Annotated in this window: 21 protein-coding genes; 9 read left to right on the top strand and 12 right to left on the bottom strand. The window is 71.6% G+C overall.

What is annotated here, in order from left to right; genetic code table 11:
• From AOJ26_RS06855 to rsmI, 8 genes are all read right to left on the bottom strand, one after another.
• The coding region (locus tag AOJ26_RS06855) for a helix-turn-helix transcriptional regulator (protein WP_078959780.1) at positions 1-651 on the bottom strand (651 nt) is incomplete at its 3' end.
• 266 nt (positions 652-917) lie between these two features.
• Positions 918-2,720, bottom strand: coding sequence for an ABC-F family ATP-binding cassette domain-containing protein (locus AOJ26_RS06860; protein ID WP_053847282.1), 1,803 nt, complete (start codon positions 2,718-2,720; stop codon positions 918-920).
• 49 nt (positions 2,721-2,769) lie between these two features.
• The gene (locus tag AOJ26_RS06865) at positions 2,770-3,669 is read right to left on the bottom strand and encodes a 4-(cytidine 5'-diphospho)-2-C-methyl-D-erythritol kinase (protein WP_053847283.1); all 900 of its coding nucleotides are present in this window, start codon (positions 3,667-3,669) and stop codon (positions 2,770-2,772) included.
• Positions 3,666-4,538 (bottom strand): 16S rRNA (adenine(1518)-N(6)/adenine(1519)-N(6))-dimethyltransferase RsmA, encoded by an 873-nt coding sequence (gene rsmA, locus AOJ26_RS06870; RefSeq protein ID WP_053847284.1) that lies wholly within the window; start codon positions 4,536-4,538, stop codon positions 3,666-3,668. Before rsmA ends, AOJ26_RS06865 begins: the two co-directional genes overlap by 4 nt.
• A 44-nt stretch (positions 4,539-4,582) precedes the next feature.
• Positions 4,583-5,965 carry a resuscitation-promoting factor gene (locus AOJ26_RS06875; RefSeq protein WP_053847285.1) on the bottom strand — a complete coding sequence of 461 codons (1,383 nt, stop codon included), beginning with the start codon at positions 5,963-5,965 and terminating at the stop codon, positions 4,583-4,585.
• Between the two features lie 118 nt (positions 5,966-6,083).
• On the bottom strand, positions 6,084-6,968 hold the full coding sequence (locus tag AOJ26_RS06880) for a TatD family hydrolase (protein WP_053847286.1): 885 nt from the start codon (positions 6,966-6,968) through the stop codon (positions 6,084-6,086).
• 46 nt (positions 6,969-7,014) lie between these two features.
• Positions 7,015-7,413: a hypothetical protein gene (locus tag AOJ26_RS06885; RefSeq protein WP_053847287.1), complete on the bottom strand. Its 399-nt coding sequence runs from the start codon at positions 7,411-7,413 to the stop codon at positions 7,015-7,017.
• A gap of 234 nt (positions 7,414-7,647) precedes the next feature.
• A complete protein-coding gene (gene rsmI / locus AOJ26_RS06890) occupies positions 7,648-8,508 on the bottom strand; it encodes a 16S rRNA (cytidine(1402)-2'-O)-methyltransferase (protein WP_053847288.1) in 861 nt (286 codons plus the stop codon).
• 85 nt (positions 8,509-8,593) lie between these two features.
• On the opposite strand from rsmI, the gene AOJ26_RS06895 reads away from it, so the two are divergent.
• From AOJ26_RS06895 to AOJ26_RS06905, 3 genes are all read left to right on the top strand, one after another.
• Positions 8,594-10,333 carry a dolichyl-phosphate-mannose--protein mannosyltransferase gene (locus AOJ26_RS06895; protein ID WP_053847289.1) on the top strand — a complete coding sequence of 580 codons (1,740 nt, stop codon included), beginning with the start codon at positions 8,594-8,596 and terminating at the stop codon, positions 10,331-10,333.
• A gap of 124 nt (positions 10,334-10,457) precedes the next feature.
• Positions 10,458-12,080 carry a penicillin-binding transpeptidase domain-containing protein gene (locus tag AOJ26_RS06900; RefSeq protein WP_053847290.1) on the top strand — a complete coding sequence of 541 codons (1,623 nt, stop codon included), beginning with the start codon at positions 10,458-10,460 and terminating at the stop codon, positions 12,078-12,080.
• Between the two features lie 95 nt (positions 12,081-12,175).
• The gene (locus AOJ26_RS06905; RefSeq protein WP_053847291.1) at positions 12,176-13,864 is read left to right on the top strand and encodes a penicillin-binding transpeptidase domain-containing protein; all 1,689 of its coding nucleotides are present in this window, start codon (positions 12,176-12,178) and stop codon (positions 13,862-13,864) included.
• Positions 13,865-13,870: 6 nt separating this feature from the next.
• Here the strand turns inward: AOJ26_RS06905 and AOJ26_RS06910 are convergent, their stop codons facing one another.
• Positions 13,871-14,218 (bottom strand): SsgA family sporulation/cell division regulator, encoded by a 348-nt coding sequence (locus tag AOJ26_RS06910; RefSeq protein WP_053847292.1) that lies wholly within the window; start codon positions 14,216-14,218, stop codon positions 13,871-13,873.
• A gap of 168 nt (positions 14,219-14,386) precedes the next feature.
• On the opposite strand from AOJ26_RS06910, the gene AOJ26_RS06915 reads away from it, so the two are divergent.
• The 6 genes from AOJ26_RS06915 (at position 14,387) to AOJ26_RS06940 (ending at position 19,158) form a co-directional block, all read left to right on the top strand.
• A complete protein-coding gene (locus tag AOJ26_RS06915; protein ID WP_053847293.1) occupies positions 14,387-15,430 on the top strand; it encodes an energy-coupling factor ABC transporter permease in 1,044 nt (347 codons plus the stop codon).
• 1 nt (position 15,431) lies between these two features.
• Positions 15,432-16,193 (top strand): cobalt ECF transporter T component CbiQ, encoded by a 762-nt coding sequence (gene cbiQ / locus AOJ26_RS06920; RefSeq protein ID WP_053847294.1) that lies wholly within the window; start codon positions 15,432-15,434, stop codon positions 16,191-16,193.
• Positions 16,181-16,939, top strand: coding sequence for an energy-coupling factor ABC transporter ATP-binding protein (locus tag AOJ26_RS06925; RefSeq protein ID WP_179200295.1), 759 nt, complete (start codon positions 16,181-16,183; stop codon positions 16,937-16,939). The genes cbiQ and AOJ26_RS06925 overlap by 13 nt, the downstream gene beginning before the upstream one ends.
• Positions 16,936-17,397 carry a MarR family winged helix-turn-helix transcriptional regulator gene (locus tag AOJ26_RS06930; RefSeq protein WP_053847296.1) on the top strand — a complete coding sequence of 154 codons (462 nt, stop codon included), beginning with the start codon at positions 16,936-16,938 and terminating at the stop codon, positions 17,395-17,397. Before AOJ26_RS06925 ends, AOJ26_RS06930 begins: the two co-directional genes overlap by 4 nt.
• 107 nt (positions 17,398-17,504) lie before the next feature.
• A complete protein-coding gene (locus AOJ26_RS06935; RefSeq protein WP_053847297.1) occupies positions 17,505-17,951 on the top strand; it encodes an organic hydroperoxide resistance protein in 447 nt (148 codons plus the stop codon).
• Between the two features lie 46 nt (positions 17,952-17,997).
• Positions 17,998-19,158, top strand: coding sequence for a serine hydrolase domain-containing protein (locus AOJ26_RS06940; RefSeq protein WP_053847298.1), 1,161 nt, complete (start codon positions 17,998-18,000; stop codon positions 19,156-19,158).
• 3 nt (positions 19,159-19,161) lie between these two features.
• Here the strand turns inward: AOJ26_RS06940 and AOJ26_RS06945 are convergent, their stop codons facing one another.
• The 3 genes from AOJ26_RS06945 to AOJ26_RS06955 all read right to left on the bottom strand — a co-directional run bounded on the left by AOJ26_RS06945 (position 19,162) and on the right by AOJ26_RS06955 (position 23,602).
• Positions 19,162-19,437, bottom strand: a complete 276-nt coding sequence (locus tag AOJ26_RS06945; RefSeq protein ID WP_053847301.1) for a DUF1876 domain-containing protein — start codon at positions 19,435-19,437, stop codon at positions 19,162-19,164.
• A 66-nt stretch (positions 19,438-19,503) separates the two neighbouring features.
• Complete coding sequence (locus AOJ26_RS06950; protein ID WP_053847299.1) at positions 19,504-22,239, bottom strand: bifunctional YncE family protein/alkaline phosphatase family protein; 2,736 nt, start codon at positions 22,237-22,239, stop codon at positions 19,504-19,506.
• 4 nt (positions 22,240-22,243) lie between these two features.
• The gene (locus AOJ26_RS06955) at positions 22,244-23,602 is read right to left on the bottom strand and encodes an ABC transporter permease (protein ID WP_053847300.1); all 1,359 of its coding nucleotides are present in this window, start codon (positions 23,600-23,602) and stop codon (positions 22,244-22,246) included.
• Positions 23,603-23,658: the final 56 nt, after the last annotated feature.

The following is a 23,658-nucleotide window of genomic DNA, read 5'->3' on the forward strand; positions in this document are numbered from 1 at the left end:
GTCCAGCAACCCCGTCCGAGCCGCCAGCGCCGCCGCCTCCAGCCGCGACCCCACCCCCAGTTTCATCAGCACCCGCTGCACATGCGTCCGCGCGGTCGACGGCGCTATCCCCATCCCCGCCGCGATCAGCCGCGTGTCCTCCCCGTCGGCCACCCGCACCAGCACCTCCACCTCCCGAGGCGTCAGCATCTGGAGCAGCCGCTGCCCCTCGTCGTCCGGCTGCGCCGCGGGATTCAGCAGCTCACTGAACGCCCCCTGGAGCAACTGCGGAGCAACCGCCGCCTCCCCCGCCCGCGCCTTCATGATCGCCCGCTCGACACCCTCGATCCGCTCGTCGTGCCGCACATAGCCGGAGGCCCCCGCAGCGAACGCGGCCGCGATCCCGCGAGGGCTGGGCACCGGCCCCAGCACCAGCACCGCCACCTGCGGCCGCTCCCGCTTGATCTTCACCACCGGGTCGAACATCCCCGGCTCGGCCGGCGTGGCTGTCCCCAGCAGGCACACCTCGGGCGCCCGGCTGATCACCAGCTCCGCCGCCCCCGCCGCGGGCGCCGCCGCCGCGAGCACCCGGTGCCCGCGCAGTTTCAACGCCGAGGCCAGCGCCTCGGCGAGCAATCGGTGGTCGTCGACCACCATGAGCCGAACTCCCATCGACCAACCCCCCAGTCACCCCGATGGATCCGCGTGTATGCCCCACGGTGAAGCCCACTGATCCGCACGGGCGGAGGACCTCTCCCGGCACTCTCTCCCGGCACCCCCGCCCTTCATGCCCCCGGAAGCTACACGCTAGTTCGACGTTGCGCTTCCCCTACCGGTGAGAAGTGTCCCGGAAGTGCTGAATTCCTGGCTTTCCTGTCGTTCGAGGACGATGTGCCGCACCTTCACGCGTCCCTTCACGCGTCCCTTCACGCGTCCCTTCACGCGTCCTCGGCGAGCTCCAGCCAGCGCATCTCCAGCTCCTCGCGCTCCCCGGCGAGGTCGCGCAGTTCGGCGTCGAGGGAGGCCACCTTCCCGAAGTCCGTGGCGTTCTCGGCGATGGAGGCGTGCAGCTTCGTCTCCTTCTCGGAGATCTTGTCGAGCTGCCGCTCGATCTTCTGGAGCTCCTTCTTGGCGGCCCGCTGGTCGGCGGAGCTCTTCTCGGCCACGGCCTTCACGGGGGCCGGGGTCGCGGCGGCCACGGCCTCCTCCATCCGCTGCCGTCGCTCCAGGTACTCGTCGATGCCCCGCGGCAGCATCCGCAGGGTGGCGTCCCCGAGCAGCGCGAAGACCCGGTCGGTGGTCCGCTCCACGAAGAACCGGTCGTGGGAGATGACGATCATCGAGCCGGGCCAGCCGTCGAGGACGTCCTCCAGCTGGGTCAGCGTCTCGATGTCGAGGTCGTTGGTGGGCTCGTCGAGGAAGAGGACGTTGGGCTCGTCCATCAGCAGCCGCAGGAGTTGGAGGCGGCGCCGCTCACCGCCGGACAGGTCCCCGACCGGCGTCCACTGCTTCTCCTTGTTGAAGCCGAAGGTCTCGCAGAGTTGTCCGGCGGTCATCTCGCGCCCCTTGCCGAGGTCGACGCGCTCCCGCACCTGCTGGACGGCCTCCAGCACCCGCACCGCGGGGTCGAGTTCGGCGACCTCCTGGGACAGGTAGGCGAGCTTGACTGTCCTGCCGACCACGACCCGCCCGCCCGCGGGCTGCTTCTCGCCCTCGGTCCGCGCGGCCTCGGCCATGGCCCGCAGCAGCGAGGTCTTGCCCGCGCCGTTGACCCCGACGAGACCGATCCGGTCCCCGGGGCCGAGCTGCCACGTCACATGCTTGAGCAGGACCTTGGGGCCGGCCTGGACGGTGACGTCCTCCAGCTCGAAGACGGTCTTGCCCAGCCGTGAGGAGGCGAACTTCATCAGCTCGCTGCTGTCCCGCGGCGGCGGCACGTCGGCGATGAGCTCGTTGGCGGCCTCGACGCGGAAGCGCGGCTTGGACGTCCGGGCGGGGGCACCGCGCCGGAGCCAGGCCAGCTCTTTGCGGACGAGGTTCTGCCGCTTGGTCTCCTCGGTGGCGGCGATCCGCTCGCGCTCGGCACGCGCGAAGACGTAGTCGGAGTACCCGCCCTCGTACTCGTAGACGTCGCCCTTCTGCACGTCCCACATGCGGGTGCAGACCTGGTCGAGGAACCACCGGTCGTGGGTGACGCACACGAGCGCGGACCGCCGCTCGCGCAGGTGCTTCGCCAGCCAGGCGATGCCCTCGACGTCGAGGTGGTTGGTGGGCTCGTCGAGGACGATCAGGTCCTGTTCCTCGATGAGCAGCTTGGCGAGGGCGATACGGCGGCGCTCGCCACCGGAGAGCGGCGCGATGACGGTGTCGAGGCCCTGCGGGAAGCCGGGCAGGTCGAGCCCGCCGAACAGTCCGGTCAGCACGTCGCGGATCTTGGCGTTGCCGGCCCACTCGTGGTCGGCCATGTCCCGGATGACCTCGTGCCGCACGGTGGCGGCGGGGTCGAGGGAGTCGTGCTGGGTGAGGACCCCGAGCCGCAGTCCGCCGGAGTGCGTGACGCGTCCGGTGTCGGCGTCCTCCAGCTTGGCGAGCATGCGGATCAGGGTGGTCTTGCCGTCGCCGTTGCGGCCCACGACGCCGATGCGATCGCCCTCGGAGACGCCGAGCGAGACACCGTCCAGCAGGGCACGGGTGCCGTACACCTTGCTGACGTTCTCGACATTGACCAGATTGACGGCCATTTCTCTCCTGCCCAGGGGGATCGATCGACCCTCCAGGGTAGTCCGACCGCTAGGGCCGGATCACCGTCGCACCCGGCACCGGCCCGGACGCCGTGCGCACCGCCCGGCAGGTGCCGGAGTCGCGCAGCGAGTCCGCGATCCGGGCCGCCGACCCGCTGTCGCGGGCGAGGAACGCCGTGGTGGGCCCGGATCCCGAGACGAGCCCGGCGAGGGCGCCCGCGGCGCTGCCCGCCGCGAGGGTGTCGGCCAGTTCCGGGAAGAGGGAGAGCGCGGCGGGCTGGAGGTCGTTGGAGACGGCGGCGGCGAGCGCGTCCGGGTCGCCTTCGGCCAGCGCGTCGAGCAGTCGCTCGGAGGCGACGGGCTCGGGGACGTCGAGGCCCTCGGTGAGCCGGTCGAACTCCCGGAACACGGCCGGGGTGGACAGCCCCCGCTCCGCCATCGCGAACACCCACGAGAAGGTGCCGCCGACGTCGAGGGCGCGCAGCTTCTCCCCGCGTCCGGTGCCGAGGGCGGCCCCGCCGACCAGGCTGAACGGCACGTCACTGCCCAGCTCGGCGCAGATGTCGAGCAGTTCCTCGCGCGTGGCGCCGGTGCCCCACAGCGCGTCGCAGGCCAGCAGCGCACCGGCGCCGTCCGCGCTGCCGCCGGCCATGCCGCCGGCGACGGGGATGTCCTTGGCGATGTGGATGTGGACGGCGGGGTCCAGGCCGCGGCGCTCCGCGAGGGCGATCGCCGCGCGGGCCGCGAGGTTGGTGCGGTCCAGGGGGACCTGGGCGGCGTCGGGTCCCTCGCAGGTGACGCGGAGTTCGCCGGCCGGGGTCACGGTCACCTCGTCGTGGAGGCCGACCGCGAGGAAGACGTTGGCCAGGTCGTGGAAGCCGTCGGGGCGGGCGGCGCCGACGGCGAGCTGGACGTTGACCTTGGCGGGGACGCGGACGGTGACGCTCACTGGTGACCGGGCTCCTTGTTCTCCGCGATACGCGCGAACTCCTCGACGGTGAGCGCCTCCCCGCGGGCCTGGGGCGAGACCCCGGCGGCCACGAGGGCGCTCTCGGCGGCCGCGGCCGAACCGGCCCACCCGGCGAGCGCGGCCCGCAGGGTCTTGCGGCGCTGGGCGAAGGCCGCGTCGACGACGGCGAACACCTCGCGCTTGGAGGCGGTCGTCTTGATCGGCTCGGTCCTGCGGGTGAGCGCGACGAGCCCGCTGTCGACATTGGGGGCGGGCCAGAAGACGTTGCGCCCGATCGACCCGGCCCGCTTGACCTCGGCGTACCAGTTGGCCTTCACGGACGGGACGCCGTACACCTTCGAACCGGGCGCCGCGGCGAGCCGGTCGGCGACCTCCGCCTGCACCATGACGAGGGTGCGCTCGATGCTCGGGAAGGTGTCGAGCATGTGCAGCAGCACGGGTACGGCGACGTTGTACGGGAGGTTCGCGACCAGTGCCGTCGGCGCGGGGCCGGGAAGGTCGGTGACGTGCATCGCGTCCGAGTGCACGAGGGCGAAACGGCCGGCCCGGTCCGGGACGCGGGCGGCGACGGTGGCGGGGAGCGCGGAGGCGAGCACGTCGTCGATCTCCACGGCCGTGACGTGGGCGGCCGCCTCCAGGAGGGCGAGGGTGAGCGAGCCGAGTCCTGGACCGACCTCGACGACGGCGTCCTCGGGGCCCACGTCGGCGGTCCGTACGATCCGGCGGACCGTGTTCGCGTCGATCACGAAGTTCTGGCCGCGCTGTTTGGTGGGACGTACGCCGAGGACGGCGGCGAGTTCGCGGATGTCGGCAGGGCCGAGGAGGGAGTCTGGGGAGGGGCTGCTCACGTGGACAGCCTAGCCGCGGGCCGGTGCGCGCCGGTCCCGCCCGCTCATCCGTGCAGCCGGCCGCCGCAGTGCGGCCACGGGCTCGCCCCCCGCCGCACGTACAGCTTCTTCGCCCGGAGCGTCTGTTCCGCCGCCGGTGCGTCCTGCGGGCGGCCGGAGCCGCCGAGCGCCTGCCAGGTCCGCGTGTCGAACTGGTAGAGGCCGCCGTACGTCCCCGACGGGTCCACCGCGTTCGGGCGGCCCCCGGACTCGCACACGGCCAGCCCCTGCCAGTTCAGGTGGTCCGCGCCCCGCACGGAGGTGGGCATCGGCTTCGTGCCCACGCGCACGATCTGCGTGCGGGGCTCCCGCACCACCTCGACCCTGGTCCGCCGCGGTTTCTGCCGCACCCCGTTGACGGTGCGCAGGGAGTACGTGACCCGCCGCACCCCCGGCACTCCCACCTGGTCCACGACCTCCGTGCCCTTGAACAGGGAGGGGTCCTCGCTCCGCTCCTCCCGGAAGGGGATCCGCTCCTCGCGGACCTCCCGCGACCCGGTGATCCGCAGCACCGTGACGGTCTGGCCCTCGCGGGGGAAGCTGCCCGGCGCCACCGAGGTGGTGTCCATCCCGCTCAGCGTGATCCCGGCCTCCTCGACGGCGTCCGCCACGGTCGCCGCGTTCGTGCGGATGGTCCGCGCCCGGCCGTCAGCCATGATCGTCACGGACCGCTCGGTGCGCACGTCCAGCGCGAGCCCCTCCCGCCCGATCCGCCGGGAGCGCGAGGTGGACACGTATGCGCCCTCCGCGCGCACCCCGAGCTGTTCGAGTGCCGCGTCCACCGTCCGTGCCGTGGTCCACACCTCGCGCCGGTGCCCGTCGAGCGTGAGCCGCACCGGACGCCCGTAGCGCACCGCGACCTCGTCGCCGCTGGCGAGCTGTTCGCCGGGGGCGGGCGCGACCACGTCGTGCGCGCCCACCGCGACCCCCTCCTCGGCGAGCAGTTCGCCCACGTCGTCGGCGAAGGTGTGCAGCGTCCGGGGCTTGCCGTCGACGGTGAGCTCGATCGCCTTGTCCTTGGCGACGAACGCGGTGGTGCCCCCGGCGAGGAACGCGACGACCAGCGCCTGCGGCAGCAGCCGTCTCATCGCCGCCCCGTCCGGCCGCTCCGCGTACCGCGCCCGGCGCCGGCGCGCGGCCCGCCGTCCCGCTCCGGCGCGCACCCCGGGGATCGTCGGCAGCTCGGCCACGGGGACCTCGTAGGCGGGTCGGTAGGTGTCCTCGTACGGCGGGACCGGCGTCTCGTACACCCCGTACGGGAGCGTGTCCACGGTGTCCGGGTCGCTGGGGGGCGCGTCCCAACCGCCGTACGCCGGTGGGTCGTACGGCTCGGTCGGGCCGTAGGACTCGTACGGCTCGTACGTCGTCTCGTACTGCGAGCTGCTCACGCCGACACGCTCCAGGGGCCGAGGGGTCCAGAGGGGTCCGGATCGGGCCCCCAGAACCTAGCGGAGCGACCGTCACTCTCCAAAGCGACTCGGCTACCCGGAGTTACGTTCGACGGGGTCAGTACCCGAAGGCGCGTGCGGTGTTCGCGGCGAGTGCCGTGGCCAACGCGTCCTCGTCGATGCCGCGCACGGCGGCCATGGCGCGCACCGTGACCGGAATGAGATAGGGCGCGTTGGGCCGTCCGCGGTACGGCGCCGGCGTCAGGAAGGGCGCGTCGGTCTCCACGAGGAGCAGTTCGAGCGGCGCCACGGCCACCGCGTCCCGCAGGTTCTGGGCGTTCTTGAAGGTGACGTTGCCGGCGAAGGACATGAAGTAGCCCTCACGGGCGCACACTTGAGCCATCTCCGCGTCGCCGGAGTAGCAGTGGAAGACGGTCCGCTCGGGGGCGCCCTCCTCCTTGAGGACCCGCAGCACGTCGTCGTGGGCGTCGCGGTCGTGGATGACGAGCGCCTTGCCGTGCCGCTTGGCCATCTCGATGTGGGCGCGGAAGGACGCCTCCTGCGCCTCCTTGCCCTCGGGCCCGGTGCGGAAGTGGTCGAGGCCGGTCTCGCCGACGCCCTTGACCTGCGGGAGCGCGGCCAGGCGGTCGATCTCCGCGAGCGCCTCGTCGAGCGCCCCGGTGCCGCCGGCCCGGCGCGCCCCCTGCCGTGACCAGCCGTCGGGGTCGCCGTGCACGATCCGCGGCGCCTCGTTGGGGTGCAGCGCGACGGTGGCGTGGACGGCGTCGTACCGGGCCGCCGTCTCGGCCGCCCAGCGGGAGCCCCGTACGTCGCAGCCGACCTGGACGACCGTGGTCACCCCGACCGACGCGGCTTTGGCGAGCCCCTCCTCCACGGTCCCGTCCTGCATGTCCAGGTGGGTGTGGGAGTCGGCGACCGGTACCCGCAGGGGCTCCGGGAGCGGCGGGGCCGCGTTCTTCTCGCGGGGGCTGTTCGAAGGCATGCCCCGATCCTACGAAAGGGGCATGCCCACCCGGCTTCCGGTGCAGTCAGCTCGCCTTGCGCTGGAAGACGTGCAGCAGGCCGGCCAGGTGCCAGTGGTGCTCCGCGCCCGGCTCCGCCGCCGGTTGCGCGGGTGCCGGTGCCTCCACGGGCCCGGCGGCGGGCGTGCGGTGCCGGCGGTGGTCGGCGTCCCGGGTGGCGGCGACCCGGCCGGGCCGCATGATCCGTACGACGTGGTGGTCGCAGTTCGCGCAGGCGGGCCGGGAGAGCGGAGAGGGCACGACCCGTCCGTCCACCACGTACTGCACGAACTCCCGGCCGTCGCCGTCGACGTGGTGCTCTATCTCGTACGACTGCTCCCAGCCGTGCCCGCAGCGCATGCAGGCGAAGGAGTAGGACTCGTTGACCACGGCCGTCGCACCGGGGTGCCCTGCGATCTCGCTCATGCCAGCTCCTGTGTGTCCGCTGGTTCGAAGGACGGGTACGTCCCTCACCCCAGTGGACGCCTCCCGGGAGCCGATGGCGACAGGCCTGTCGACTGTTGGACCCGATTTGGACTTTCCTTGCCGAACCGGACCCTCCGACCCCGTGGAGCTTTGCATTCCGAGACACCGCTTTGCGAGCACATGGGGCGCACGCTCAGAAGTCATGCGCCCTGCTCAGAGGGGGTGTGACCCACCTCATCCGGCGCCCGGGGAGGGAGCGTTCTTCGCTGCGACGACCGCGTCGAACACCACCCTCTTGGGGACTCCCGCCTCGACGGCCACGGCGGCGATGGCCTCCTTGCGCCGCTCCCCCGCCTCCTCGCGCACCCGCACCCTGCGCACCAGCTCCGCGTCGTCGGTCTCCCCGGCCGCCTTCTCGGGCGCCCCCTCGACGACGACCGTGATCTCCCCCCGGACGCCGTCCGCGGCCCACTCGGCGAGCGCGCCCAGCGCCCCCCGCTTGACCTCCTCGTACGTCTTGGTCAACTCCCGGCACACCGCCGCCCGCCGGTCCGCCCCGAAGACCTCGGCCATGGCCGCCAGGGTGTCGTCGAGCCGGTGCGGGGCCTCGAAGTACACGAGGGTGCGCCGCTCGTCGGCGACCTCCCGCAGCCGCGACAGCCGCTCGCCGGCCTTGCGCGGCAGGAACCCCTCGAAGCAGAACCGGTCGACGGGCAGCCCGGACAGCGCGAGCGCGGTCAGCACCGCGGACGGTCCCGGGACGGCGGTGACCCGGACGTCCTTCTCCACGGCCGCGGCGACCAGCCGGTACCCGGGGTCGGACACCGACGGCATCCCCGCGTCGGTGACCAGCAGCACCCGTGCCCCGCCGAGGAGTTCCTCGACCAGTTCGGGGGTGCGGGCGGCCTCGTTGCCCTCGAAGTACGACACGATCCGCCCCTTGGGCGTCACGCCGAGGCCCTGGGTCAGCCGCCGCAGCCGCCGGGTGTCCTCGGCCGCGACCACGTCGGCCCCGGCCAGTTCTTCCGCGAGCCGGGGCGGAGCGTCCGCGATGTCGCCGATGGGGGTGCCTGCCAGGACAAGGGTTCCAGTCACCTCCCCATCCTCCCAGCAGTGCCCCGAACCGGACGCATCCGCCCATGCACGGGACTCACACAGCGCCGTTCCTTACGATGGCGCGGTGACCAGTACCGCGTCCTCCACGGACACCCGGCAGGACCAGGCCCCCCAGGACCGGCGGCCGTCGTGGCAGCAGAGGCTGCGCCGTTTCGGCTACACGCCCGAGGCCGGAAGCGACGTGCGCGAACGTCTGGTTCCGCCCTTCGCGACGCCCAGCCCGCGGATGTGGCAGGTCCTGGGCGTGCCCCGGGTGCTCGCCGAGCGGGTCACGCGCTGGTCGGGCTGGCTGGGGCCGCTGCTGGTGACGCTGGTGGCGGGGCTGCTGCGGTTCTGGAACCTGGGCAGCCCGAAGAAGGTGATATTCGACGAGACGTACTACGCCAAGGACGCGTGGGCGCTCGTCCACCGCGGCTTCGAACTGAGCTGGGGCAAGAACGTCGACAGCCAGATCCTGTCCTCGAACGGGCATGTGGCGCTGCCGACGGATCCCGCCTACGTGGTGCATCCACCGGTCGGCAAGTACGTCATCGGACTGGGCGAGCTGATGTTCGGGTTCAACCCGTTCGGCTGGCGGTTCATGACGGCGCTGCTGGGGACGCTGTCGGTGCTGATCGTGTGCCGGGTGGGCCGCCGGATCTTCCGCTCCACGTTCCTCGGCTGCCTCGCGGGCGCGCTGATGACCGTGGACGGCCTGGCCTTCGTGATGGCGCGGACCGCGCTGCTCGACGGTGTGCTGATGTTCTTCGTGCTGGCCGCCTTCGCCTGCCTGGTGATCGACCGCGACCGGGCCCGGGAGAAACTCGCGGCCGCGCTCCCGGTCGACTCCTTCGGCCTCGTGCGCCCCGACGCGCACGTCGCGGACACCCTGCGCCTGGGGTGGCGCCCCTACCGCTGGCTGGCGGGGCTGCTGCTGGGCCTGGCCATCGGCACCAAGTGGAACGGACTGTTCTTCCTCATCGCCTTCGGCGTCATGACGGTGCTGTGGGACGTCGGCTCCCGCCGGGTGGCGGGTGCCCGCCGCCCCTACGAGGCGGTCCTCAAGTACGACCTCGGCCTCGCGTTCCTGGCCATGGTGCCGGTCGCGGTCGTCACCTACGTCACCTCGTGGATCGGCTGGATCATCTCCCCCGCGGACGGCACCGGCGGCTACTACCGCAACTGGGCGGCGACCGACGGCAAGGGCGGCAACTGGACCTTCCTGCCCGACTGGTGGCGCAGCCTGGTCCACTACGAGCACGAGGTCTACAAGTTCAACGTCGGCCTGTCCTCGCCGCACACGTACATGTCCAACCCGTGGAGCTGGATCGTCGACGGCCGCCCGGTGTCGTACTTCTACGAGTCCCCCGCGCCCGGCACCGACGGCTGCCCGGTGGACGCGGGCGAGAAGTGCGCGCGTGAGGTCCTGGCGATCGGCACGCCCCTGCTGTGGTGGGCTGCCTGCTTCGCGGTCCTCTACGTCCTGTGGCGCTGGTTCTTCCGCCGCGACTGGCGGGCGGGCGCCATCGCCTGCGGGATCGCGGCCGGCTACCTGCCCTGGTTCAACTACCAGGAACGCACGATCTTCTTCTTCTACACGATCGTCTTCCTCCCCTTCCTCTGCCTGGCCGTGGCGATGCTCGTCGGCGCCCTGGTCGGCCCCCCGCGCTCCTCCGACACCCGCCGCGTGGCGGGCGCCACGGCGGCAGGAGTCCTGGTCCTCCTGATCGCCTGGAACTTCATCTACTTCTGGCCCCTGTACACCGGCACCAGCATCCCGATCGACGACTGGCGGTCGCGGATGTGGCTGGACACATGGGTCTAGGGGACGGGTGTTCACGTATGTGATTGAGCACCCGTCCCTGCGAATCAGGAAACTCTTACCCCGCTTGTCACACCTCCCGCTTAGGCTGCCCACAACAACGGGGTGAATCGGGGAGGGGGCCACCATGGCCAAGGGGGTGAAGGTCGCTGTCGTCAGCACGGTGTTCGCCGTGATGGTCGGCGGGGCCGGATACGGCGCGTACAACTTCGTGTCGGCGCTGAGCGACGACGGGAGCGGCGGGGTCGGGGACGCCAAGCGGAGCGGGCCGCCCAGCGCCGACGAGATCAAGGAGACCTCCCAGGACTTCTTCGCCGCCTGGGAGAAGGGCGACACGGCGAGCGCGGCCGCCCTCACCAACAACAGCACGACGGCCGAGGTGCTGCTGACGGACTACCAGGCGGACGCGCACATCGGTGATGTGAGGATCACGCCCGGCAGGGCGACCGGCGCGACCGTGCCGTACACCGTGAAGGCGACGGTGTCGTACGACGGGAAGTCGAAGCCGCTGGCGTACCGCAGCGAGCTGACCGTCGTGCGCGGGGTGACCACCGGCAAGGCGCTCGTCGACTGGCAGCCCTCCGTGGTGTACCCGAAGCTCCAGCGGGACGACCGGCTCGTCACCGGCGAGTCCGCGAACCCGTCCATCGAGGCGGTGGACCGGAACGGCAAGGTGCTGACCAAGGAGAAGTACCCCTCGCTGGGTCCCGTCCTGGACGCGCTGCGCGAGAAGTACGGGGACAAGGCCGGCGGCACCCCCGGCATCGAGCTGGTCGTCAAGCACCCGGACCAGAGCCCCGACACCTCGCTGCTGACCCTGGCCGAGGGCCGGCCGGGCAAGCTGGAGACCACCATCAGCGCCCCTGCCCAGGCGGCCGCCGAGAAGGCGGTGAAGCGCTACAACCAGTCGTCGGTCGTCGCCGTCAAGCCGAGCACCGGCGAGGTCCTGGCCGTGGCCAACAACCGCACCGACGCCTTCAACGCGGCCTTCGAGGGCACCAAGGCCCCCGGCTCCACGATGAAGATCATCACCGCCGCGATGCTCATCGACAACGGCGTGACCTCGATGAACGGCCCGGCACCCTGCCCGCCCGAAGCCGTGTGGCAAGGGCAGACCTTCAAGAACCTCACCAACATGAAGCCCAACGAGAACGCCACGCTCGCCAACAGCTTCATGCGGTCCTGCAACACCGCCTTCATCAAGCTGATCGACGAGAAGCCGCTGACCGACGAGTCGCTGACGCTGGAGGCCCAGAACCGCTTCGGGATCGGCAAGGACTGGAAGACCGGCGTCGTCTCCTTCGACGGGAAGGTGCCCGCCGTCAGCGGCCCGGACCGCGCGGCGAACGCGATCGGTCAGGGCCAGGTCCAGATGAACCCGCTGAACATGGCCTCGGTCACCGCTACCGCGATCACCGGCGCCTTCCACCAGCCCTACCTGGTCTCCCCCGAGCTCGACGGGCGCGAGCTGGCCACCGCGAAGGGGCTGCCGTACAACACCGCCTCCCAGCTCCGGCAGATGATGCGGCTCACCGCGACCCAGGGCACGGCGGCCACGGCGATGGCGGGGCTGCGCGGGGACATCGGGGCGAAGACCGGTTCCGCGGAGGTCGACGGACAGCAGGTGTCCAACAGCTGGTTCACCGGTTTCCGCAACGACGTGGCGGCGGCGGCCATGACGGAGGAGGGCGGCCACGGCGGCGACGCGGCGGGCCCGATTGTCGCAGACGTGCTACGAGCCGCGGGCTGACGTCACCCGGGCGGGACGGGGACTCTAGGCTGTTGGCCTCGTTGGGACTGATGAGGGCAACGGGGACCCTGCACAGCGCGGAGGAAGCGTAGGTCGTGGGTAACAGAAGGCGCGTCGCCGAGCGACGGAAGACAAGGCCCGCCGTGGTCGGCGGGATGATCGCCGTGGTCGTCGGCGGCGCCGGCCTCGGCGTCTACGCGCTGTACGGCGCCGGAGCCGCGGCCGACGACCGCACGCAGAACACCTCCGTGTCCGCCGGGGACCAGAAGCCGAAGGTCAAGACCGGTCCGCTGTCGGCGACCGAGGTCACCACCACGGCGAGCACCTTCCTGACCTCCTGGCAGCAGGGCAAGGTGAGCGCGGCGGCCGCCGCGACCAGCGACACGAAGGCCGCCGCCGCACTCCTCACCGGCTGGACCAAGGACGCCCACCTCACCGGCGTCACCCTCACCCCGGGTGCCCGCACCGGCGACAAGGTGCCCTTCTCCGTCAAGGCGACCGTGGCGTACAAGGGCCTGAGCAAGCCGCTCACGTACGGCAGTTCGCTGACCGTCGTCCGCGACACCGCCACCGGGAAGCCGCAGGTCGACTGGACCGCCTCGGTCGTCCACCCCGCCCTGAAGGACGGCGACACCCTGGTCACCGGCGAGTCCGGGACCCCGCCGATCAAGGCGGTCGACCGGGACGGCGGCGAGATCACCGAGGACAGGTACCCGTCGCTGGGCACCGTCCTGGACGGGCTGCGCGAGAAGTACGGCAAGAAGGCCGGCGGCAAGGCGGGCATCGAGCTGCGGGTGGTCCGCGGGAAGGACGCCGGTTCCTCCGAGTCCGAGGACTCCGACAAGACCCTGGTGGAGCTCAGCAAGGGCACCCCGGGCACGGTGCGGACGACGTTGGACCCGGCGCTCCAGGCGGCGGCCGAGGCACAGGTCGCCAAGCGGGCGCGGTCCTCCGTGGTGGTCCTGCGCCCGTCGACCGGCGAGATCCTCGCGGTGGCCAACGCGAGCCACGGCTTCAACACCGCCTTCCAGGGCTCCCTCGCCCCGGGCTCCACGATGAAGGTCGTCACCTCCTCGCTGCTGATCGAGAAGGGCCTGGCCTCGGCGGACAAGGCGCACCCCTGCCCGAAGTACTTCACGTACGGCGGCTGGAAGTTCCAGAACGACGACAAGTTCGAGATCAAGGGCGGCACCTTCAAGGCGAGCTTCGCCCGCTCCTGCAACACCGCCTTCATCAGCCAGGCGGGCAAGCTGGACAACGACAGCCTGACCAAGCAGGCCCAGCAGGTCTTCGGCCTGTCCATGAACAACTGGGCGATCGGCGTCCCGTCCTTCGACGGTTCGGTGCCGGTGCAGAGCGCGGCCCAGAAGGCGGCCGAGCTGATCGGCCAGGGCGGGGTCCGGATGAACCCGCTGAACATGGCGTCGGTGTCCGCCACCGTCGAGTCGGGCACCTTCAAGCAGCCCTACCTGGTGTCCCCGAGCGTCGACAACCGCACGCTGGCCACCGCCTCGCGCACGATGTCCTCGGGCACCCTGTCGCAGTTGCGTGAGCTGATGGCGTACACGGCGGGCTACGGCACGGCGGCCGAGGCGATGTCCGGGGTGTCCGGCAACGTGGGCGCGAAGACCGGCTCCGCGGAGGTCGACGGCCAGAAGAAGCCGAACGGCTGGTTCACCGCGTACCGGGGCGACCTGGCCGCCGCGGGTGTGGTCCAGGCGGGCGGCCACGGCGGCGACACCGCGGGCCCGATCGTGGCGGCCCTGCTGAAGCTGGGCGGCTAGGCCGCGTCAGCCCCGTACGGGTGCGGCGGCCATGTAGGTCCGGCGCAGGAACCTGAGCAGGGCCTTCTGCTCGAACTGCACCACCGACACTCCGTGCGGCGAGTGGAACTCCACCACGGCCTGGACCCGCCCGCACGGCCACACCCGCACCGCGCCGCTGCCGGCGGGGGCCCTGAGGCCCTGTTCCAGCAGGGCCCGGGAGAAGGTCCACTCGTGGGTGCCCGGCAGACCGACCCGTACCGAGCGCGGGTCGGTCTCGGGGTCGTAGCGCAGGACCACCGGGACCGCCTCGTCCTGTGCGATGTCCGCGTCCGAAACGATGTGGGCTCGCGCGTACTGTTCGACTACAGACATCGTGACGGCCCTCTCACGCTGCGTAACCTGTGCGGAAGCTATGCATCCATTCCTTACCCAGCGTCGCACATTTCCTGCGTTCCGCTCCCGGGACCGAAAGCCCGTGACTTGCTGTTCGTGGCACAGCTCTCTTGCAAAGAGTTCGCAACAAGCCACTATCATCGAACGGTGCATGTGCCTGACGGATTCATAGACGCCCCCATCTCGGCAGCGACCGGAGTCGTCGCCGCGGCCGCCGTCGCGGTGAGCCTGCGCGGCGCCCGACGTGAACTCGACGAACGCACCGCGCCCTTGGCCGGTCTGGTCGCGGCGTTCATCTTCGCCGTGCAGATGCTGAACTTCCCGGTGGCCGCCGGAACCAGCGGCCACCTCCTCGGCGGAGCCCTCGCCGCGATCCTCGTGGGCCCCTACACCGGCGTCCTGTGTGTCTCCGTGGTCCTGCTCATGCAGGGCATCCTCTTCGCGGACGGCGGCCTGACCGCGCTCGGCGTGAACATCACCGACATGGCCGTGGTCACCACGGTCGTGGCGTACGCCGTCTTCCGCGGGCTGGTCAAGGTGCTTCCGCGCCGGCGCGGTTCGATCACCGCCGCCTCCTTCGTGGCCGCCGTGCTCTCCGTGCCCGCCGCGGCCGTCGCCTTCACCCTGATCTACGCCGTCGGCGGCACCACCGACGTCTCCATCTCCAAGGTCGCCACCGCGATGATCGGCGTCCACGTCCTCATCGGCATCGGCGAGGCGGCCATCACCGCGCTGACCGTCGGCGCCGTCGTCGCCGTACGCCCCGACCTGGTGTACGGCGCGCGGGGCCTCCAGCAGAAGCTCAAGCTGCGGGTCGGCGGCGAGCTGGTCGACGTGCCGGACACCGCGCCGGTCGCCGCCGCCCGCTCCCCCCGCAAGGTCTGGATCACAGGGCTCGTCGCCTCCCTGGTCCTGGCCGGGTTCGTCAGCTTCTACGCCTCCGCCAGCCCCGACGGTCTGGAGAAGGTCGCCGCCGACAAGGGCATCGACGCCAAGACCGAGAAGCACGCCACGGCCGACTCCCCGCTCGCCGACTACGGCGTCAAGGACGTCGAGAACGCCCGCCTGTCCGGGGGGCTGGCGGGCGTGATCGGCGTCGGCGTGACCGTGGTCGCGGGCACCGGCGTCTTCTGGGCGGTCCGCAGGCGTCGTACGGCCGACGTCTCACCGGCGAGCACGAGCAGCGTCTGACATGGGGGCCGGGCACGCACATCGGCTGTACCGGCACGGGCACTCCCCCGTGCACGCCCTGCCGCCGCACACCAAACTCGCGGCCGCCTTCGCCTTCGTCGTGGTCGTCGTCTCGACCCCGCGCGAGGCGATGTGGGCGTTCGGCCTGTACGCCGTCCTGCTGGGCGTGGTCGCGTACGCCGCCCGCGTGCCCGCCGGCTTCCTGCTGAAGCGGCTGCTGATCGAGGTGCCGTTCGTGGCGTTCGCGGTGCTCATGCCGTTCGTCGCGGAGGGCGAACGGGTCGAGGTGCTGGGCGTGTCCCTGAGCGTGAGCGGGCTGTGGGGCGCCTGGAACGTGCTCGCCAAGGGCACGCTCGGCGTCGCCGCGTCCGTGCTGCTCGCCTCCACCACCGAACTGCGCGAACTGCTCCTGGGACTGCAACGGCTCAGGCTCCCGCCGCTGCTCGTCCAGATCGCGTCCTTCATGATCCGTTACGGCGACGTCATCACCGACGAGATGCGGCGGATGCGGATCGCGCGGGAGTCACGGGGGTTCGAGGCGAGCGGCGTGCGGCACTGGGGCGTCCTCGCCAAGTCGGCCGGCGCGCTGTTCATCCGCTCCTACGAACGCGGCGAGCGGGTGCACCTGGCCATGGTCAGCCGCGGTTACGCCGGTTCCATGCCGGTCATCGACGAGGTGACCGCGTCCCGGGCGCAGTGGTCGTACGCCCTCGCGCTGCCCGTGACCGCCCTCGTCGTCTGCGTGTTGGGATGGACCCTGTGACTGCTTCCCTCGAAGTGACCGGACTGGCCTTCGCCTACCCCGACGGGCACCAGGCCCTGTTCGGCGTGGACTTCTCGATCGCGCGCGGCGAGCGGGTCGCGCTGCTCGGCCCGAACGGCGCCGGCAAGACCACCCTCGTGCTCCATCTCAACGGCATCCTGAGCGGCGGGGTGGGCACGGTGCGGGTCGCCGGGCTGCCCGTGGACAAGAAGCACATGGCGGAGATCCGGCGCCGGGTCGGGATCGTCTTCCAGGACCCCGACGACCAGCTCTTCATGCCGACCGTGCGCGAGGACGTGGCGTTCGGGCCGGCGGCGGCCGGGCTCAGGGGTCCGGAGCTGGAGGAGCGCGTGGACCGGGCGCTGGGCAGGGTCGGCATGGCGGAGTTCAAGGACCGGCCCCCGCACCACCTGTCCTTCGGGCAGCGGCGCCGGGTGGCGGTGGCGACCGTGCTCGCCATGGAGCCGGAGATCCTCGTCCTGGACGAGCCCTCCTCCAACCTCGACCCGGCCTCCCGCCGTGAACTGGCCGACATCCTGCGCTCGCTGGACGTGACGGTCCTGATGGTCACCCACGACCTGCCGTACGCGCTGGAGCTGTGCCCGCGCTCGCTGATCCTGAGCGAGGGCACCATCGCAGCGGACGGGAAGACCGCCGCACTCCTCGCCGACGACGAGCTGATGCGCGCCCACCGGCTGGAGTTGCCCTTCGGATTCGATCCGCGGTCCGTGACAATGGGCGCGTGACGAACGAAGAGGACGCCGGATCACTGCTGCTCGACGACCAGTTGTGCTTCGCGCTGTACGCCGCCCAGCGCGCGGTGACGGCCGCGTACCGGCCGCTCCTCGACGAGCTCGGGCTCACCTATCCGCAGTACCTGGTGCTGCTGGTGCTGTGGGAGCGCGGGGAGACGTCCGTGAAGGAGCTCGCGGGGGCGCTGCGGCTGGACTACGGCACGATGTCGCCGCTGCTCAAGCGGCTGGAGGCGGCCGGGCTCGTGCGCCGGGAGCGCGCGGCGGCCGACGAGCGCTCGGTGCTCGTGGCGTGCACGGGGCGCGCGGAGGAACTCAGGGAGCGTGCGGCACGTGTCCCCGGCGCACTGCTGGAGGCCACGGCGCTCGACGGCACGGAGGCCGCGCGGTTGCGCGAGGAGCTGCGGCGGCTCGCGCACCGGGCGGAGGCGGCGGCCGACCGCCCCCGCTGACCTTCTGTTACCCACGGTTGCTACCCCCTGGTAACCCGACCCCGACCTACCGGCCGGTACCTTGTGCGCGATGTACTTGTGCACACTTCTGTGGGGGGAGACCAGCCATGGCTGAGGAAACCGTCGTCGACACCCGGCCGACGAAGATCATGTATGTGGCCGAGGCCACCGCCCACGGCGGCCGCGACGGCTTCGTCACCAGCCAGGACGGCCAGATCGAGCTGAAGGTCGCGATGCCGCCGGCACTCGGCGGGGACGGCAACGGCACCAACCCGGAGCAGCTCTTCGCCGCCGGCTACAGCTCCTGCTTCCACAACGCGCTGATCCTCGTCGGCAACCGCGAGGGCTACGACCTGACCGGCTCCACGGTCGCCGCGAAGGTCGGCATCGGCCCCAACAAGCACCGCGGTTACGGCCTGGCGGTCGCGCTCAGCGTCTCCCTGCCGGTCCTCGACGCCGACCTCGCGGCCAAGTTGGTGGACGCCGCCCACGAGGTCTGCCCGTACTCCAACGCGACCCGCGGGAACATCGACGTGACGATTCTGCTTGGCTGAGAGGGACACCGGACAAGGCCCCGGGCGGCAGCAGGAGGAGTACGGCGTGGACGTGAACGGCACAGTCGCCGAGGGCTTCGAGCCGGTCAGGGACGTGTTCGCGCGGAACTTCGAGGCGCTCGGGGACCGGGGCGCCGCGGTCGCCGTGTACCGGGACGGGCGCAAGGTCGTCGACCTGTGGGCCGGCACCAGGGACGTCGACGGCACCGAGCCCTGGGCGCACGGCACCGCGCAGGTGGTGCGCTCGGCGACCAAGGGTGTCGCCGCCGCCGTACCCCTGATGCTGCACCAGCGCGGGGAGCTGGACCTGGACGCGCCGGTGGCCGAGTACTGGCCCGAGTTCAAGGCGCGCGGCAAGGAGCAGGTGCGGGTCCGGCAGGTGCTGAACCACCGGGCCGGACTGCCGGTGCTGGACCGCCCGCTCACCCCGGAGGAGGCCCTGGACCCGCTGAAGGGTCCCGAGGCGGTCGCCGCGCAGGCACCCGTGTGGGAGCCCGGCACGGACCACGGGTACCACGCGCTGACGTACGGCTGGATGCTGGACGAGCTGGTGCGCCGGGTGACTGGGCTCGGCGCCGGCGAGTGGATCGCACGGGAGATCGCCGGGCCGCTGCGGGCGGAGTTCTGGCTCGGGCTGCCCGCGCGGGAGGAAGCGGCGGGGCGGACGGGACGGGTCGGACGCGTCGAGGGGCCGGAGCCCGCCGGCGGTCTGCGCGCCCGCCCCAAGCGGTCCGTGACCGAGGCCTACCAGGATCCCGGCTCCCTGACCCGCCGCGCCTTCGCCGCGATCACCCCCTTCCCCGACCAGAACGCACCGGCGTACCGGGCGAGCGCCCTGCCGGCGACCAACGGGATCGCGACGGCCGACGGGCTGGCGCGCGTCTACGCGGCGATGATCGGCGAGGTCGACGGCGTGCGGCTCTTCGACCCGGCCACCGTGGAACTCGCCCGCGGCGAGGAGTCGGCGGGCCCGGACCGGGTGCTCGTGGTGAACACCCGGTTCGGGCTCGGCTACATGCTGCACGGCAGCGCCTCGCCGTTGCTCGGCGCGGGCTCCTTCGGGCACCCCGGCCGCGGCGGCTCCCTCGGCTTCGCCGACCCGGAGACGGGCGTCGCCCTCGGCTATGTCACCAACGGCTTCCGCAAGACGGTCACGGCGGATCCCCGGGCGCAGGCGCTGGTCAGGGCGGTGCGGGCGGCCCTGTGACGGCTACACGTTGATCGAGTGGGACGTCCGCCCGGAAACCTCGTCGATCTCGTCGTGCGCCTTGGTCAGCAACTGCATCGCGAGTTCGTTCAGCGCCCGCGCCCCCGCCACCTCCTCACCGACCCGCGGCTGGTTGGGGTCGCTGCGATGGCGGCTGGCGTGTCCGTGCGCCCGAATCTCGGTCCCGTCGGGCAGGCGGACCAGCGCGACCGCCTCCGTGTGCCGTTCGTCCTCCCGGAACTCCAGCTCGACGTGCCATCCCACAGCGGTGTGCGTCATGACGGTCACCTCCGGAAACCTCTGCTTCCAGGGTGCGCCTTCCGGCATCCCGATGCACGGGCCGGCTCAGCCGTCGGACTCCGCTGAGGGGAGGTAGGCGCCCGGCACGTCGTTCGGCGCGAAGACCTTCCGGTCACCGGGATAGGGCTTGGTCCAGTCGTGCGTCTGGTACCAGGTGTAGCGGTTCATCTGCTCGGCGTTGGCGTAGTCCGGCACGGCGTGCGGACCGGTCAGGCGCTGGTGCGAGGCCCAGGTCCGCCACTGCGCCGCGAGCCCCTGCCGGGCCTCCGGCACCGCGGCGGAGGTCGGTGCGGGCGCCGCGTCGGTGTCCTGGGCTGCCGGGGTGTCGGCGCCGCAGGAGGGCGTGGGGCTCACGCCCAGGGTGAGTGAGGTGCGGTTGGGGACCGCGGTGAACGGGGTGGTGTGGGCCTTGTTCGTGAACGCCCCGTACATCGGGGTGGCCGCGCTGTCCTTCTGGTTCATCGGGTGGATCCCGAGGATCTGCTCGATGGTGCGGATCATCGTGATCTGCGTGTAGTAGTGGCTGTCGACGGTGCCGTGCTGGGCGTAGGGGCTGATGATCTGGACCGGGGCCCGGTGGCCGTCGACGTGGTCGAGGCCGTTCTGGGAGTCGTCCTCGACGACGAAGATCGCGGAGTCCTTCCAGTACTTGCTGTGGGAGATCTCGTCGACCATCCGGCCCACCGCGAGGTCGTTGTCGGCGACCTCGGCGGCGGCGTTGGCCGGGCCGCCGGTGTGGTCGTTGGAGAACCAGAACATGTTCAGGTTCGCCGGGCCGTTCTTCTCGAAGTCCTGCTTCCAGATCTGTTCCTTGTAGATGTCCGGGACGCTGAGGTCGAACATCGGGAAGCCCTGCACCGACACGTCGTTGAGCGAGGGGATCGCCGAACCCGTCTGTATGGGGTACTGGGTCACCGCCCCGGTCGCCGCCATGGTCTTGCTGTCGCAGTAGAGGTTCTGCCAGGTGGCGCCGGCCGGCTTGGACTCGGTCGACTGGAACTCGCCGAAGTCCTTGACGGACCGGCCGGCCGCCTGCGCGCCGGTCCAGATGAACCCGGTCTTCTGGTGGCCCAGTACGTCGTTCTCGGTGTCGTAACTGCGCGTGTACTCACCGGCGGAGGACTCGGTGTACTCCGGGTTGTCCGACTGCATCAGCCAGTTGTGGCCCTCGGCGGAGTTGGTGCCGATGTCGTAGAAATTGTCGTAGAGGCCGAACTGTCGTGCCAGGGCGTGCTGGTTGGGCGTGACGTTGGCGCCGAAGGTCGTCAGCGCCGGGTCGCCGTCGCCCTGCGGGAGGTCGCCGTAGACCTGGTCGTAGGTGCGGTTCTCCTTGACGAGCAGGAAGACGTGCTTGATCGTCGAGGGGTCGCCGAGGCGGGCGGGGACCGGTACCGGCTTGGCGTGGCTCGTGCCCTTGGCCGTGGTGACCGAGCCGGGTGTCCAGCCGTTCTGCTGGAAGACCTTCGCGGTCTGGGATTTGACGACGAGATCGCTCGGCAGGGTGAACTCGGTGAGGCTGGACGTGGTGTCGTGGGTGCCGTGTCCGGAGGCGGTGGTGGGGCGGCGGGCGTCGATGCCCCGGGTGTTGGAGACGACGACCTTCCCACCGACGGTGGTGATCTCGGCCGGGAAGTAGTCGGTCGGGATCAGGCCGACGTAACTCGCCGGTTCCTGCGGGGACTTGTAGCGGTACACGGCCACGGCGTTCGCGCGGCCCAGTGTCACCAGCAGATGGCCGTCGTCGGTGAGGGTGACCGCGTCGGGCTCGTAGCCCACCTTCGCCTCGGGCCAGGGCTGGGTGGCGATGGTCTGGACGACCTCGTCCTTGCGGGTGTCGATGACCGAGACGCTGTTGTCGGCGGTGTCGGTGACGAACACCGCGCCCTTCCGCGCGTACACGGCGGTCGGGTGCAGACCCACGTCGACGGTCCGGACGGCCTTGTCCTCACGGGTGTCGATGACACTGACCGTGCCGGTGGTGGAGGCACCGGTGTCGGGGTTCGCGGGCACCTGGGTGCCGTAGGAGTTCATCGTCGTCTCGCCGGCCCGGGCCGGGCGCCCGCCCTCGTTGCTGACGTACAGCTTGCCGTCGACCAGGGCGATTCCGCGCGGGGCGATGCCGACGGCCCAGCTCCGCTCGATGGTTCCGGTGGTGGCGTCGAGGGCGACGACCCGGTTCTGTCCGTTGACCGCCGCGTACACGGTGGTTCCGTCGGGGGAGAACACCGCCCCGCCCACGAGCGCCTGCTGGGAGCCGACGGCCGGGATCGGGACGGCCACGGGGTCGGTAAGGGTGCCGTCCGCTTCGACCGTGAACCTGGTGTACCCGGTGGCCTGTCCGAGCCACAGCTGCTTGCCGTCGGGCGAGTAGGCGGGGCCCTCCTGGCCGACCGCGGCGCTGCTGATGCGCAGGTCGTCCGCCGCGTTGGCGCCTATCCTCTGCTTCACCTGCCCGGTCGCCAGGTCCATGATCACCAGTGCGGCGTCGCCGTCGGTGACCGCGGCCGCGAGGTGGGTGCCGTCCGGGCTGACTGCGGACGACATGATCTTGCCGTCGTCGATGACCGTGCGGCTGCCGTACGGCTTGAGGTACTGGTCGCTGGAGATGACCTCGCCCCTGGCGGTGTGCTGCGCGACCTGCTGGCTGCCGAACTGGTGGGTGGAGGCGACCGCGGTGCCGGTGACGCCGAGGGCGACGGCGATACCGGCCGTCACCAGCGTGGTCCGGCGGCTGAGGCGTCTGGCCTTCTCGCTGCCGCGGCGCTGCCGAGTTACCTGCATGGGACTATCCCTTCGAGGTGGTGTCCAGCAGCTCGACGTTGCCGTCGAACTGCCACAGCGGGTTGGGTGCGTCCCCGGTGGAGGTCCGCACCAGGAAGTAGCCGTTCACTTCCTTCGGCCCGTCGCCGTCGGCGACGAACCGCCCGTCCGATCCGACGTCCAGCTGATAGACAGCCGTCCCCGCCACCGGTACGCCGGGCAGGTGCCAGGTCACGACACACCGCCAGTCATTGCCCGCCCCCTGCTGAGCGGCCTGGCCGTCGCTCTTGGTGCACGTCGCCGAGGCTCTGAGCTGCGCCTCGGTGACGGCGGGGCGGTGGAGTTGTTCCGTCTGCTCGCGGTAGAGGTGCGCGAAGGCCGTGGCCAGGGATCTCTGGAGCTCGGCCTGTGTGATGCCGCTCGAGTCGGTCGCGACGGTGATCCCGGCGACGGTCAGAGCGGTCAGTCCGGCCAGCGGCAGCACGCCCACGGTGAACGCGCGGCGCCCGCCGCCGTCGTGGGCAAGGTGGGTGAAGTCCCGCCGGAGGAACAGCAGATGGGCCAGTGCGGTCGCGAGCACGGCCCACGCCAGGCTGACGGCGACGCCGGTCAGGAGCGGGGCGAGCTGGACCGGGTCGGTGAACAGGCCGTTCCAGGAGACGAAGGCGTAGCCGGGCAGAGCCAGGCGTACGACAACGGGCAGCGGCAGCATCTGGGCGATCTGCATGCCGAGGGCGAAGAGCGGCGGCAGCAGCAGCCCCGTCGGGGACCGGCCGAGGGCGACCGACCCGAGCAGGCCGATCGCGGCGAGGGCAAGAGTGGGCGCGAGGGCCACGACCCAGGCCAGCAGGACCCGCTCGGCGGCGTCGGAAGGGGCCAGCAGATGGCCGTCGAGGCCGACGAGCGGCCGGTTGCCGACGGACGCGAGCCCGCCGACCGTGGCGGAGCAGGCCATCCCGGCCACGAGCAGCAGGATCACGGTGACACTGGCCAGCACCTTCGCCGCGAAGATCCGCCGCGGTGAGCGGACCGCGACCATCAGGTGCCGCCAGGTGCCGAGCCGGTCCTCGACGGCGAACACGTCACCGGCGACCACCGAGGTCAGCAGCGGAAGCGCCCAGGTGCCCGCGAAACCGAGGACCACCAGCGGTCCGGCCCAGCCGGTGGCGTGCATCCAGCGGCCGAAGAGGGTGTCGGAGGGCAGCGTGCTCTGCTGTGCCACCCCGGCGACGAACAGCCCCGGCGCGGTCCAGCAGGCGAGGACGAGAAGGCGCACGCGCCACTGGGAGACGAGCTTGACGAGCTCGAAGCGGTAGCTGCGCGAGACAGGCACCGGGCGGACAGGGGCGGGTGCGGGGGCCGCGGGGACGGTGGTGGTGGTCATCGGCTCGTGCCCCCGTCCTCGGTCAGGGCCAGGAACGCGGCCTCCAAGGGCGAGAC

Origin of the sequence: Streptomyces sp. NRRL B-24085, assembly GCF_001282115.1 — a bacterium.
Classification (GTDB): Bacteria; Actinomycetota; Actinomycetes; order Streptomycetales; family Streptomycetaceae; genus Streptomyces.